General features: G+C 38.7%; 15 protein-coding genes and 1 pseudogene. 6 read left to right on the forward strand and 10 right to left on the reverse strand.

Features of this window, described 5'->3' with window-relative positions:
- Positions 1-524: 524 nt before the first annotated feature.
- From FTT92_RS10685 to ftsY, 4 genes are all read right to left on the reverse strand, one after another.
- Positions 525-1,202, reverse strand: coding sequence for a DUF2057 domain-containing protein (locus tag FTT92_RS10685; protein WP_180172174.1), 678 nt, complete (start codon positions 1,200-1,202; stop codon positions 525-527).
- Between the two features lie 182 nt (positions 1,203-1,384).
- Positions 1,385-1,978 carry a nitroreductase family protein gene (locus FTT92_RS10690; RefSeq protein WP_168379659.1) on the reverse strand — a complete coding sequence of 198 codons (594 nt, stop codon included), beginning with the start codon at positions 1,976-1,978 and terminating at the stop codon, positions 1,385-1,387.
- A gap of 212 nt (positions 1,979-2,190) precedes the next feature.
- On the reverse strand, positions 2,191-2,877 hold the full coding sequence (locus tag FTT92_RS10695) for a nitroreductase family protein (protein WP_180122402.1): 687 nt from the start codon (positions 2,875-2,877) through the stop codon (positions 2,191-2,193).
- A 175-nt stretch (positions 2,878-3,052) separates the two neighbouring features.
- On the reverse strand, positions 3,053-4,159 hold the full coding sequence (gene ftsY / locus FTT92_RS10700; protein WP_168379661.1) for a signal recognition particle-docking protein FtsY: 1,107 nt from the start codon (positions 4,157-4,159) through the stop codon (positions 3,053-3,055).
- A 250-nt stretch (positions 4,160-4,409) separates the two neighbouring features.
- Between ftsY and FTT92_RS10705 the strand changes: the two are divergent.
- Positions 4,410-5,723 (forward strand): annotated as a pseudogene (locus FTT92_RS10705) (M16 family metallopeptidase); the annotation flags it as partial.
- 126 nt (positions 5,724-5,849) lie between these two features.
- On the forward strand, positions 5,850-7,418 hold the full coding sequence (locus FTT92_RS10710; RefSeq protein ID WP_180172101.1) for a pitrilysin family protein: 1,569 nt from the start codon (positions 5,850-5,852) through the stop codon (positions 7,416-7,418).
- Here FTT92_RS10710 and FTT92_RS10715 read toward each other — a convergent pair.
- A complete protein-coding gene (locus FTT92_RS10715; protein ID WP_078193898.1) occupies positions 7,342-7,665 on the reverse strand; it encodes a hypothetical protein in 324 nt (107 codons plus the stop codon). The two genes, FTT92_RS10710 and FTT92_RS10715, sit on opposite strands and share 77 nt — an antisense overlap.
- Before the next feature lie 109 nt (positions 7,666-7,774).
- Positions 7,775-8,134, reverse strand: a complete 360-nt coding sequence (locus FTT92_RS10720) for a hypothetical protein (protein WP_180172102.1) — start codon at positions 8,132-8,134, stop codon at positions 7,775-7,777.
- 222 nt (positions 8,135-8,356) lie between these two features.
- Between FTT92_RS10720 and FTT92_RS10725 the strand changes: the two genes are divergently transcribed.
- From FTT92_RS10725 to FTT92_RS10740, 4 genes are all read left to right on the forward strand, one after another.
- Positions 8,357-8,590: a hypothetical protein gene (locus FTT92_RS10725; protein ID WP_078188494.1), complete on the forward strand. Its 234-nt coding sequence runs from the start codon at positions 8,357-8,359 to the stop codon at positions 8,588-8,590.
- Between the two features lie 139 nt (positions 8,591-8,729).
- On the forward strand, positions 8,730-9,107 hold the full coding sequence (locus FTT92_RS10730; protein WP_078193900.1) for a DUF2750 domain-containing protein: 378 nt from the start codon (positions 8,730-8,732) through the stop codon (positions 9,105-9,107).
- Between the two features lie 106 nt (positions 9,108-9,213).
- Positions 9,214-9,645: a CBS domain-containing protein gene (locus FTT92_RS10735; RefSeq protein WP_180172103.1), complete on the forward strand. Its 432-nt coding sequence runs from the start codon at positions 9,214-9,216 to the stop codon at positions 9,643-9,645.
- Positions 9,646-9,766: 121 nt separating this feature from the next.
- Positions 9,767-10,027 carry a hypothetical protein gene (locus FTT92_RS10740; RefSeq protein ID WP_180172104.1) on the forward strand — a complete coding sequence of 87 codons (261 nt, stop codon included), beginning with the start codon at positions 9,767-9,769 and terminating at the stop codon, positions 10,025-10,027.
- Positions 10,028-10,127: 100 nt separating this feature from the next.
- Here FTT92_RS10740 and trpB read toward each other — a convergent pair whose 3' ends face one another.
- The 4 genes from trpB to FTT92_RS10760 form a co-directional block, all read right to left on the reverse strand.
- Positions 10,128-11,336, reverse strand: coding sequence for a tryptophan synthase subunit beta (gene trpB / locus FTT92_RS10745; RefSeq protein WP_180172175.1), 1,209 nt, complete (start codon positions 11,334-11,336; stop codon positions 10,128-10,130).
- 131 nt (positions 11,337-11,467) lie between these two features.
- On the reverse strand, positions 11,468-12,655 hold the full coding sequence (locus FTT92_RS10750) for a VWA domain-containing protein (RefSeq protein WP_180172105.1): 1,188 nt from the start codon (positions 12,653-12,655) through the stop codon (positions 11,468-11,470).
- Positions 12,656-13,031: 376 nt separating this feature from the next.
- The gene (locus tag FTT92_RS10755) at positions 13,032-13,310 is read right to left on the reverse strand and encodes a hypothetical protein (protein ID WP_180172106.1); all 279 of its coding nucleotides are present in this window, start codon (positions 13,308-13,310) and stop codon (positions 13,032-13,034) included.
- A 79-nt stretch (positions 13,311-13,389) separates the two neighbouring features.
- Positions 13,390-14,241 carry a MoxR family ATPase gene (locus tag FTT92_RS10760; RefSeq protein WP_180102468.1) on the reverse strand — a complete coding sequence of 284 codons (852 nt, stop codon included), beginning with the start codon at positions 14,239-14,241 and terminating at the stop codon, positions 13,390-13,392.
- Positions 14,242-14,258: the final 17 nt, after the last annotated feature.

Raw genomic sequence — 14,258 nt, forward strand, 5'->3', positions numbered from 1 at the left:
AAACTCTTCAGTTTAAAATCAATAGTACATATAGTGTACCAATCTTGGCTCATCAATTACTGACAAAAATTTGCTCAAATAAACTTCGAGTAATTTCTACCATCAATCAATGAAAATAATTTCGATCGATCAATCAGTAAAAATCCACACAAGTTGTTCTTCATAATCTCTTAATGATCTTCTTAATGCTTCGTCAGCAAATAAGAAAACAACATCAAACAACTAAAAAACTTACGTTTATCGCTGTCTGCGTTGGTATGCAGCGTATTCTATAGAGTTTCAAAACAAACACAAGCCCCTATCATAGAAATTTCTATAATATTTTGCTTGAGTGTATATTTTTTAAACTAAAAGCAATTTATTGCTTATTTAAAGATCAATATATCCGTATATTTTGCTTTATGAAAGACGAATTTTATAATTCTTAGTGATTTTTATATTCTTCAATCTAAAAAGCCCGTAATTCAACGGACTTTTCAAATAACACGGATTTTAAGAAAACTAATGAAATTACAAAAGTGACTTTAGTTTGCTTGCTCAGCCAACCAACCCATGAATTTTTGTCGTTCAGCTTTATTGGCCTTTTGCCAAAGCTGAATTAATTGTTGATCTGCCCCATTTTCATTAATAGTCACATTTTTTGGAGTAGTTATATGAGATGCTACATTCGTTGATTTTACAGTTACGGATTGTGCATAAACAGGTGACGGTTGATTTTCTGGCACAGCTTCTTTCTTCGCAAAATCTACAGCATTACCCAAAACACCATTGGAGAAAATCGATTTTTGTTCTTTCTTCGCCCCAGCTTGCTGCACAAGTAATTGATTAGATCTGTCATACAAACCAAATATCGGTTGGTCTTTATATTTTTGCGCAGCATCAAAATCTTTTGGTGCATTGACTAGACCCAAACGATACTCTTGCCCATCAATCAGAGCTGGAGTACGAATGGCGGCAACACCTGACTTTAAAATATCGTGAGAATTATCAGCATGTTGAAAAAATTCACTATAACGTACCGTTAATAGGTTTTCACCTGCATCTAGCTTATACTTCTCCGTAGATCGAAATAAACCACCAGTAACTTCTTGATCATTAACTGCAACTATTTTAATTTCTTCTGGAACAGTCAAAGTTACAGCTGCAAATCCGGCACTACTTAACATCAGCGCTGCAGCAGCAACAGTTAATCTTAAAGTCATCATTATCACTCTTTATCAATTATTTAGTTTCGAATGCACTATGCAATGCATATGTGACAATCTTATGACATCTAACAATCACTGTATATTTTGTTTCAAGACATTATTTTGATATTCATTCAAGAATTTTGCATATAAAAAAAGGATGCTTAATGCATCCTTTTTAATTCATCACACCATCATTACTTGAATGTTTTGAATCGTTCTTCATCTGCAATAAAGGTTTTTTCACCTGCAGGTGCTTCAATCGAACCGAAAACAAGTTGTGCACGTAGTTTCCATTGATCTGGCACATCAAATGCCGCAGCTGTTTCAGCATCAACAATTGGATTGTAATGTTGTAATGACGCACCAATATTTTTTTCAGCCAAAGCAGTCCAAGTAGCAAATTGAGCAATCGCCGTTGAGTGTTCAGACCATACTGGGAAATTATCTGCATAAAGTGCAAATTGTTCTTGGAGAGCTTTTACTACAGCCTGATCTTCATAAAATAATGCTGTACCAAAACCTGCTGCAAAACTATTAATCTTGCCATTAGTTCCTTCAAATGCATCTGCAGGTACAATTTTACGTAAAGTTTCACGTACGATATTCCAGAATTTTTGATGTGCATCACCAAACAGAATAACAACACGAGACGTTTGAGAGTTAAATGATGATGGACTTAAACGTACAGCATTTTTAATGGTTTGCTCAATTTCATCTTGCGATAAAGTAACGTTATTACCAATAGAATAGATTGTGCGACGTTGTTCGATTTGATTCAAGAATGACATTACAAGACCTCTTTTTATTTTCAATTAGCTGACTAAGTTGAGATTTATAATAGGTGAAGTTTTTAACCGTTGCATGACTATATTTACAACATTGTGTCTTATTTCTAGAACAATCAGTTGTAAGCATCTAAATACCCACAACTCATTTACATATAGATTTTAGTTTACTGCTCTAAAAAGCAGAGATCAAAGCAACTTACAGCACATAGAAATTACTCATAAATTCTAAACTGATCTTGATCTTCTGGTTCTAAACGTTCAGGCGCTTGACCTTCAATTGAACCAAAGACCAACTGCGCACGTAGCAGCCATTGTTTTGAAATATTAAAGTGTTCGGCAACAGCATAATCAATGTGTGGATTATAGTGCTGTAAACATGCGCCTAGACCTGCATCTGCGATCGAAGTCCATACTGCGAATTGGGCCATGCCAGACGTTTGCTCCGACCACACTGGAAAATCTTCTGCACTTAATGGCACTTTCTTTTGTAATTGTTGAATCACAGCTTGATCTTCATAGAAAAGTACAGTTCCCAGGCCAGCTGCACACAGATCTATTTTGAGCGCCACACCTTCAAATATATAACTCGCAACATTCTTGCGTTGTACGTCTTTTACAATGTCCCAAAATTTTTGATGAGATTCGCCAAATAAAACCACAATACGTGTGCTTTGCGAATTATATGCAGATGGACAACTTCTTACAGACTCTTGAATCAGTTCCGCCAAATAAGCCTGACTATAATGTACCTTCTTTCCAAGCTCATAAATACTGCGACGTTTCTTTAGTTGGTCGACAAATGACGCTTCTACTTCTTGGTCAGTATTTTTCTTTTTTAATTTAAAATCTTTAGTGATATCCGCAGTCAATACATGACCAATTTTATCGAGTAACGCCACCCTAAACACCCCAAAGCAATTTTTATATATAAACAATAATTCCTTACTTATTCTAAGGGTTTATTAGGCTGAATTTTGACTATGATTTATTCACATGTTGCTTTTTAAATCAATCAGTAAGCTCAAAAACAAAAAACTCCGCATTTTGCGGAGTTTATGTGACATTTAACGCATTTTATTTATCAGTTTCAAATAATGCTGCGACAAATGATTTAGCTGAGAATGGACGTAAGTCATCAATTTTCTCACCTACACCAATAAAACGAATTGGCACATGGGTACGGCTTGCAATATTAAATAACACACCACCTTTCGCAGTACCATCCAGTTTAGTAATGGTTAGACCTGTAAGCCCTACTGCCTCATCAAACATTTCAACTTGGTTAATGGCATTTTGACCTGTGCCTGCATCTACCACTAACATCACTTCATGCGGAGCTGTAGCATCAATTTTTTGCATTACACGTTTTACTTTAGACAACTCTTGCATGAGGTGTCCTTTGTTGTGTAAACGACCTGCAGTGTCTGCAATCAGCACGTCTACGCCTTTTGCACGAGCACTTTCGAATGCATCAAATATAACTGAAGCAGAATCTGCACCATGACCTTGCGCCACAACTGCAATATTATTGCGTTCGCCCCAAATTTGTAATTGCTCTGTGGCTGCTGCACGGAATGTATCACCAGCAGCCAACATTACTTTTTTACCTTCACCTTGTAAGCGTTTCGCTAATTTACCAATCGTGGTGGTTTTACCCACACCATTCACACCAACAACCAAAATCACATACGGATTTTTATTGCTGTCGATATGTAGCGGTTTAACACGTGGTGCAAGTAATGCCACCAGTTCTTCTTGAAGCGCTTTATATAAAGAGTGCGAGTAAATTAAATCGCCACGTTCAGTACGTTCAGTTAAGTTCGCAATAATCGTTTTGGTTGCATCGACACCAATATCAGCAACCAAAAGTTGCTCTTCAACTTCCTCTAAAAGCTCATCGTCAATTTCCTTTCCACCGATCAGGATATTCACCATGCCGTCTGCCAAGTTCTTACGTGACTTTGCTAGACCTTCTTTCATTCGACTAAAGAAGCCGCCTTTCGCCTTCGAGTCTTCAGTTTCTGACTCTGTTTCTTGTAATGGTGCAGCAACGTCTTGCTGTACTTTCGGTGTCTCGATAATCGGCACATTTACCGCAGGTAAACTCGGTAGCGTGACATCGTCATCACCGATATCAGCATCAATCAAAAATTTATTCTGCCCATGAGATTGCTGTTGCATGCCGAATCCTTGAAAAGCACTGCGTTAAAAAAACCGATTCTATCATAAGTTATCTTAAATTGAGTCGATACACGCCTGTCAGAGCGAAGCACACTAAAAAACAACATGTTGAACTTGCAATCAAAATTAACTTTAGGAAAACTAGATAGCTATAAAATGCATTTTAATGGATTCCTTTGTGTCCCATAAAAACAGATTTTCTCCTTATTTTTTTAAAACTTTATTTCGCTCTGCGCTTCCTATCTGTGTCATCAGCAGTTGCCTTTGGTCTGCACCCAATCTACATGCAGACACACGTACCCAATTAACGCGAAGCACCTTTGAAACCACACTTAAAAATGGCTTAAAGGTCATTATCCGTGAAGACCACCGTGCGCCGATGGTAATGACCCATATTTGGTATCGTGTTGGCAGTAGTGATGAGTCGGGCAATCTATTAGGGATCTCCCACGCGCTCGAACATATGATGTTTAAAGGAACCACCAAAGTTCCTAATGATGAATTTACACGTCTCAGCCGTATCTATGGCGGCAGCATCAACGCTGCAACCTTCACCAATTACACCAATTATTATCAGTTGTATCCTAAAGCCTACTTCCCTATGGCGCTGGAGCTCGAAGCGGATCGTATGAGTAATTTACGATTGCAACAACAAGATTTCGACCCTGAAATTAAAGTGGTTATGGAAGAACGCCGACAGCGTACAGATGACAACCCTCGTTCTTTGGCTTATGAACGTTTCAAATGGATTTCTTATCCAACCAGTCACTATCGTCAACCTGTCATTGGACACATGAAAAATCTGCAAAACATCAAATTAGCAGATTTAAAACAATGGTATAAAGATTGGTATACCCCGAACAATGCCATTTTGGTGATTGTTGGTGATGTCGATGCCGAAGCAGCCATTCGTCAAGTTCAAAAATACTTTGGTGATATTCCATCACGCAAAACACCTGATCGTAATGATGTGATGGAATTCGAACGTGTGGGCTATCGTCACATGGAACTAAATTTACCTGTACAAGTGCCTAATTTGTATATGGCGTGGAATGTGCGATCACTGGCTACCGCAAAAAACCCACAAGATGCATATGCTCTCAATATTATTCGCAATATTTTAGACAGTGGTATTTCGTCGCGCCTACAAGACAAACTGGTACGCGATAGAAAATTACTCACCGCTGTAAGTGTTTCCTATGACCCATACAATCGTGGAGATAGCTTATTTACCATTTCAGCACTCCCTGCCGATGGCGTCAAAATGGAACAAGCTCAAAAAGCCATACAAGATGAAATCGACACTTTAAAAACAGAATTAGTTAAAACACCTGAAGTTGAACGTATCACCACACGTTTTGTCTCCAATTTAGTTTACAACCAAGATGACATCAGCAGCCAAGCCAAGACGATCGGTAACTTAGAAGTCAATGGGCTCAGTTTCAGGCTAATGGACGAATTACCAAAACTATATGAAAACGTCAGCGCACAAGATATTCAACGTGTCGCAAATGCGTATTTTGTCCGAGAAAATTTAAGCACCATGTATCTACTTCCAGAACAGACGGAGGTTCCAACAACCTCAAATAAAGCAGATCAAACTACAAAACCAGCTCAAACGGAAGTTGTTATTCCAGAGCAACAAATCAGCTCAACCCAAAACACTGAAAGCGTCTTGTAAGGATTAGTGATGACTATTACGAAAATTTTATCTCTAAGCTTACTCACTGCGTTTGGCTCAATCCTTCATGCAGAAACTTATAAGGAAAATGTTCCCGACCTCAACGATAATCCGAGCCAATTACAATCTATCCCAATGCTGCAAAGTTTAAAGAATTTACAGATTGATAAAGACTACCGTGCTCCGCTGGTTCAAGTGCTGAAAAACCGAAATGGCGTAAATAGCCTGTTTGTTGAATCACAAGATCTACCTATGGTGGATATTCAACTGACCTTTAATGCAGGTTCTGCTCGTGATGAAGAAGTCGGAAAAGGCTTGTATGGTGTTGCCAACATGGCTGCACGTTTAATCGATGAAGGCACAGAAAAATACAATGCAACGCAAATTGCCTCGGTTTTTGACCAAACAGGTGCTCAATTTAGCGTACAAGCACATCGAGATATGTTTGTCGTTCGGCTACGCGTATTGTCAGACCCTAAAAAATTAGAACCTGCTTTAAGTATGATGATGGACGTGATTAAAAATGCGACTTTTAAAAACTCCAGCCTCAACTTAGCACTCAGCAATAACCAAGCTGGTCAAAAACAACTCCAAGAAAGTCCAAGTCGCTTAATGAATATTCGTTTCTATCGGGCTGTTTACGGCACACATCCTTATGCAGAACCAATTACAGGAACCAATGGCAGTATCAAAAAAATCACCCCAGACATTTTAAAGAAGTTTCGTAATCAATTTTTAGTTGCTCAAAACATGAATATTGCCATTACAGGTAAACTCAGCAAAAAAGAAGCACAAAACCTTGCAGAACGTATTTCTGGAAACTTAAACCAAGGTGAAAAAGCTAAGGCACTTGCACAACCAGAAGAAAAACAAGGGTTTGATATCATCCATCTTCCCTACAATTCCACCCAAGCCAACGTCATATTCGGACATTTAGGCACCACACGCGATAACAAAGATCGATTAGCCCTAGAAGTAGCCAATCGAATGTTTGGTGGTGGCGGTTTTAACTCAGTCCTCATGCAAGAGCTTCGTGTCAAACGTGGCTATACTTATGGTGCCTATAGTGCATTTAGCTTTAGCCAAGCACCCGGTATCTTTAGTTTTAGCTATGGAACACGTCAAGATCAGCTTATAGATAGTATTCGAGTGGCACATAAGGCCTTTAATGATTTTGTCAAAATGCCTATTGATCAAAAACAAATGGAAGAAACCAAAGCAGGCATGCTGCGTGCTTTTCCGAATAATTACAGCAGTAATGCAACGATCAATGCACAGCTTGGTCTATTGGGCTTTTATCAACAAGACCCAGATTATTTGACCCAGTACCCTAAATTATTGGAAAAAATAACTGTAGCTGATGTACAAAATGCGGTTCGTACCTACATGCACCCTGAAAATATGACGGTGATTGTGGTGAGCAAAACCTTAGATAAAAATGAAGTACAGCAGATATTGGAAGAGAATATACAAGCAGCTCCAACCAAGATAATCTCTGCAACTAAAGCTGTTCCTCTGCCAAAGCAGGAAGTTGATGTGCCCGTACAGACTCCATCTGATAAGCATGCATCAATTTAAGATAAGCACCCACACGAATGCGATCTTGCTGTCTCAGTAGCATCGCCATTTCCTGTGTTTCAGGATAACTTTGCTGCAAAGCAAGTCGTGACACGTTTTGGTATTGCTGTACAGAAATAGGACGATATAAGGCAATCACAGCCAATACCAAAATCACCACGATCATGACTGAAACAAAGATATTATAAATTTGCTCTAGCTGTATTTTAGATTTGAATTGAATAATTTTTTCTAAATCAATAGTCATACACTACCTCAGGTTCAAAGTAGTGTATGGCTGACGTTCAAGAAGTTCAAGTCACAGCGCTTAAAACTGCATCAGTTCACCTTTTCAGTCTGTGAGTTAGCTAAACAATTTAATGAATAATGGTACGTATCACCGCAAAATAAAGAATTAATGCAATAATCGCCAAAACGATAAATACTGCAAAAATACTCATTCCACCTTCTGCATGCGCAGGATGTAAATCATCATCATCGGCGATTTTGAGTAATTCGCCATTATATGCATTGTAAAATTCTAAGCGCTGTCCCTTATCTAAATCCCGTGTGAAATCATATACACGTTTGCGCTGTGCCAAACCAAAATCCCCCAAATGAATTTCATGATGAAAAATTGCTTCATCAAGATTGCGACGATGTAGATGTGCCAACTCCACAATTTGCGCTAATGTCGGAGGATAATCTAAAGTTAAACCGTCTAAAACTTTTGTCATTTTACTTCTCCTTATTATCTACAACTTCTTATGATAGTATTTTACTCACGAAAACAATTGTCCATTGTTTAATCATGTAAACTATAGCAAATTAGAAATATTTACGTGAATAGTTGACAATTCAAGATAATTGTAATATTAGTTTAATAATACTTAGTTAAATTAGTTAATAGGGCTAAAGAATGGGCCCTTAATGATCATAATTAGAATAAGGAGTTAAATATGATTCAACAATTCTCTCAACATGAACTCGAACATGTATACGCAAATGCGGTAAACACAATTCAATCTCAAATGAACTTCAGCGATGCAGTTCATGAATTGGAAGATGCAGCTCGTGCTGGACATGGTAAAGCAGCGTTATTTTTGGCTGAACTTTATTATCAAGGCTTCCGCGTAGAACGTGACTCACTCAAAGCGCAATATTGGCAGAACATGGCCACCTTGCAAGCATAACAAAACGTCACTAAGGTGGCGTTTTTTACACCCTTCAACTTTTAACTACATAAATTCTTACAATCAAGTTCAAAGCTTACACAGCTTTTTCATAAGAATTTCCTACAATAGGAGCAACATCAACAACACGCTGCATATGATGTCTAAATTAAAGCAATATAAACCTATTCCAAAAGATTTATTTTATAAAATTAGTATTTTAAAAACCATGATGTACTGTGGAGTCCTTTGGGGTCTCTACCACCAACAAGGTTGGGCAATGACCAGCGATCAAGATCATATTATCTTCCCGTTTTGGCTAAATGGCATTCAAGCGCATAAATATGCCAAAAAGCATTGGCCCAACTACACTCCACGACGCATTACACCACAAGATTTTGAGGCATCGCTATTACCGACATTAACACGTCTTAAAGTTATCCCTGCGTTGCATAGCTCTAGCCACATCCGTCTCAAGCTCACAACCTCGCAAATGCGTTTATTCTTTTTTAACCAAAATAAGATTCAAATGGCATAAAACCCTCAGTGCATGTTTGACCTCTGCATGCACTGAAAAGTATTTGCTTTTTTCAAATTTCGCGCTAATTTAAATTAAACAAAAACTACTATAAAGGAATGAAAATATGACTACAGTTGCCCAAGTACTTAAAGACAAAGCTTATCAAGAAATCTACACCATCACTCCAGATGCGACTGTACTCGAAGCCATTTCCCTGATGGCACAAAAAGGCATTGGTGCCCTCGTTGTGACCCATGAAGGCACAGTTGTTGGGATTTTGTCTGAGCGTGATTACACACGTAAAATCGCCCTGATGGAAAGAACATCTTTCGATACCTCTGTCAGCGAAATTATGACGGGTAGTGTCATCACCGTGACAAGTGCAGCGACTGTCGAAGAATGTTTAGAACTTATGACAGATCGCCATTTACGTCATTTACCTGTCGTTGAGGAACGGAAATTAACTGGCTTAATCTCCATCGGCGACCTTGTAAAAGCAGCAATGGATGATCAACGCAAACTGATCGAACAACTTCAACAATATATTTCTGGCTAAACTCAAAAATCCCCCTTGATAAGCTTTAAGGGGGAATTCCAAATATCAATAATTTATATAACTCACATTTTGTAATGACATACACATTACAAATTAATTACTTTTCTCAAATTCCTTTCTTATGTTTGAATCCGCTTTAGATAAATTAGACCAACTAGATGCCATCATTTTAGAATTAGAACGCTTAATGTTATCGATGAAAGACGATGAGCTGCTGCAATACCACCGACGTACGATCAATTTAGAGATTGCATCTTCTATCACAGAAATTTTAGATGCAAAGGCAATTATTTATGCACTACATCCTGAGTTAATTTCAATTTCATCAAGCTTTGACCATATTTTTTATAAAAATTACGTCAAAAAAAAATATCCCAGTTAAAAACTGGGATACTTCGAATATAGATCGGGCTATACAACTGCAAAAGATTTTTGCGTCATCAACAGATGATGAGCAACTTAGTCTTTTTTAATGGCAGTAATTAATTTAAACCTAATTTTTCAGCCACATAGTCTGAGTCTTTATCGCCACGGCCTGAAACGTTAACGACAATCTTCACATCTTTGGCAAGTTTTGGCGCTTCACGAATTGCCCAAGCAACCGCATGTGAACTTTCTAGTGCAGGAACAATACCTTCCACACGTGAAAGCGTCATGAATGCATCTAAACACTCTTGGTCTGTCGCTGTTGTATATTCAACACGGCCTAGGTCTTTTAACAAACTATGTTGTGGCCCCACTCCTGGATAGTCCAGACCTGATGCAATTGAATGCACTGGCAAAGGCTCACCCTGTTCATCTTCAAGGACATAACATGCCATGCCATGAATTTGACTTGGCTTACCCAATGTCAACGTCGCAGAATGCATATTGGTATCTAAACCATGGCCTGCAGGCTCAACGCCTACGAGTTTGACATCGGAGTCATTCAGGAATGCTGTAAATGCACCAACAGCATTGGATCCACCACCCACGCATGCAACGACATAGTCAGGATTTGCACCAAATCGATCATTGGCTTGAATTTTAATTTCATCACCAATAATGGACTGGAAGTCACGAACCATTTTCGGGAATGGATGTGGACCAACCACTGAGCCAATCGCATAAATAAAATTGGTTGGATCTTTTAAATATTCTTCAAAAGCGCTATCTACTGCATCTTTAAGCGTAGCTGTACCACGAGTGACAGAGATTAGGTTGGCACCTAAAATCTTCATTTTCACTACGTTTGGATGTTCTTTTTCAATATCCACTTGCCCCATGTGAATTTCACATGGAATGCCCACCAAGGCACAAGCCGTTGCCAATGCTACACCATGCTGACCTGCGCCAGTTTCAGCAATCACTTTGGTTTTACCCATGTATTTTGCTAACAAAGCTTCGCCAAGGCAGTGGTTAATTTTATGCGCGCCAGTATGGTTGAGGTCTTCACGCTTGAGGTAGATTTGTGCCCCACCTAATTTGTTAGACAAGCGCTTCGCATAAAACAATGGGCTTGGACGTCCAACATAGTGTGCAAACAAATCCTTCAATTCATTTTGAAATTCCTCTGTATGACGAATTTGCTCATAAGCAACATTAATGTCATCCATTGCCTGTTTTAAATCTGGTGGAATGAACTGCCCACCGTATTTACCGAAGAAACCTTCTTCATTAGGTAATGCGATACCATTAATTTGATGATCCATCATATTTCCTTCATGTTGTATGCAGAACAAAGACTTTTAAATACTATCCAATTTTAAAAATAAGAAACAATGCAAAATTGGAGTAAGTAATATAAACATCATTGATAAGAAAAAGTATCGTTTTTAACGCTTTAGCGCGCTAAATATTTCGTCATATCTTCCACTCCTTTTAGAGTCATCGGGAACATATGATCTTCAAAGATTTGTTTAATCACAGCTATGGTTTGGGTGTAATGCCAATAACTTTCTTCTTCGGGGTTTAACCATGCTGTTTTATCAAAATGATTGCGTAAGCGCTGTAACCACACCTGACCCGCTTCATCATTCATATACTCCACAGAACCACCTACAGAGTTCAATTCATACGGTGCCATACTCGCATCACCGACCACGATGACACGGTAATCTCGCCCATAGGTATTGAATAGATCCCATGTATTCATACGCGTGCTTGAACGGCGAATATTATCTTTCCACACATAGTCATATAAACAGTTATGAAAATAGAAATACTCTAAGGTTTTAAATTCAGTTTTTGCAGCGGTAAAGAGCTTCTCACATTGGGCAATATGTGAATCCATCGAGCCCCCAACATCAAACAACATCAATACTTTAATGCGGTTACGTCGTTCAGGAACCAACTGTACATCCAAAATGCCCTGTTTGGCCGTTTCACGAATGGTTCCGTCGATATCTAGCTCTTCTGCTGCACCTTGGCGGGCAAATTTACGCAAACGACGCAAAGCCATCTGCATCTGACGACTTCCGAGAATCTGCTCATCATCTAGGTTTCGGTATTGTCGTTGTTCCCACACTTTCACCGCAGATCGTTTACGACCAGGCCCACCGATACGCACACCTTCAGGATGGTCACCATAGGCACCAAAGGGCGAGGTACCGCCCGTACCGATCATCCGATTACCACCTTGATGCTTTTTATGCTGCTCGCGCAAACGCTCTTCAAGCATTTTCATCAATTCTTCTAATGATCCAGCTTTTTTTAGTTCTTCTCGTTGTTCTGGTGTTAGATGCTTTTCGATGAGTTCAAGATCAAACCAATCCTTTGGCAGTTTATGCACCTGATTTAATAGCTCGTCTAAATCAAAGGTCGATATACCGTCAAAATAGTCTTTCATTGCACGGTCGAACTTATCAAAGTAACGCTCATCTTTGACCATAACGGTTTTTGCAAGCTGATAAAATTCATTTTGATCTGCAAAGACCAGCCCTGCTGCCACTGCTTGGTTCAAGTCAATCAATTCACGAGTTGAAACAGGAACACCGTATTTTCGAAGGGTATAAAACAATCGCACAAACATAGGCGAATAAAATCCAATAAAAATTAAATATCAGAAGGTCAAATCCAGTGTGAATGCATGTGATCTTGTTATTTCATCTGCAACTGAGTCTTGCCTTTACATCCACCATTATGAAAAATTGATCCCTACAAGTAAAGCCAAAAGCTTTTACTGCGTGTTCATATACGTTGCCCTACTACCCAAAGAAACACATACAGCATGATTTATTCGCAAGTCGCATTTCTATTATTAAGCGATTGTTTAAGAGTTTCATATTTGTGTTGAACATTGAGGCGATCTTGCTGCAAATGTTCAATAGATACGATTTTATGAAAACCTTGATGGTTTCTATAGCGGTTAAAGTCACTTAGATGCAAGATCACAAAATCATAGTATTTCAGCTCAAGTACAGTTGCAGCACAGGCCTTTTGCTGAATGGCCGTTTGAGCTGCGAGATGATCTGATTGATCAATGAGCTTTTCTTTAAGTTGTGTTCTGCAACTTGCGCCCAATACGCATCCTGGAGTAGCTGTTGATGCTGCTGTTCAAACTGAGCATCATCCATCGCATAGCTAAAACTAGAAAAATAAAAACTCGCAACCAACAAGAGTGCTGCCGACTTAAACCTCCTAGGTACAGCAATGTGTACACAAGAAACGTATGCTCTTGTCTGCATAATTCACCCTTATATTTTTTAATACTCAAAATAAAAGCCGGATAACCGGCTTTTAAATCTTTGATAGAATTGATATCAATTAACGACGTGACATAAATGCTAGACGCTCAAGTAATTGCACATCTTGTTCATTCTTAATCAAGGCACCATAAAGCGGTGGAATTGATTTTGATTTATCCCTATTGCGTAAAATATCTTCTGGCATATCATCCGCCATCAACAAACTCAACCAATCAATCAACTCAGAGGTTGAAGGCGGTTTCTTTAAACCCGGAATTTGACGTAATTTAAAGAAAATTTGTAGTGCTTCAGAGACCAAGGTACTTGAAATATTTTCAAAATGTACATCGATGATTTCACGCATGGTTGCTTCGTCAGGGAATTCAATATAATGAAAGAAACAACGACGCAAGAAGGCATCTGGAAGTTCTTTTTCATTATTTGAAGTAATGATCACGATTGGACGTTGTGTTGCCGTAATCGTTTCACCCGTCTCATACACAAAGAAGGACATTTTATCGAGTTCATGCAGCAAATCATTAGGGAATTCGATATCTGCTTTATCAATCTCGTCAATTAGAAGTACACAACGTTCTTCACTGGTGAACGCTTCCCAAAGCTTACCCGGCTTAATATAGTTTTTAATGTCATAAACACGGTCATCACCCAACTGACTATCACGTAGACGAGATACGGCGTCATACTCGTATAAACCTTGTTGAGCCTTGGTCGTCGATTTGATATGCCACGTAATGAGCTTAAGCCCTAAGCTTTCAGCCACTTGTTCGGCTAAAAGAGTTTTACCTGTCCCCGGCTCACCTTTAACCAAAAGTGGCTTTTGCAATGAACGTGCAGCTTTTACTGCAAGTTTTAAGCTATCGGTCGCAATATATTGATCTGTACCAGTAAATTGTTGAGTTTCAACAGACATGATATAACCTTATTTTT

The organism is Acinetobacter sp. YH12023, from assembly GCF_013420135.1.
Classification (GTDB): domain Bacteria; phylum Pseudomonadota; class Gammaproteobacteria; order Pseudomonadales; family Moraxellaceae; genus Acinetobacter; species Acinetobacter amyesii.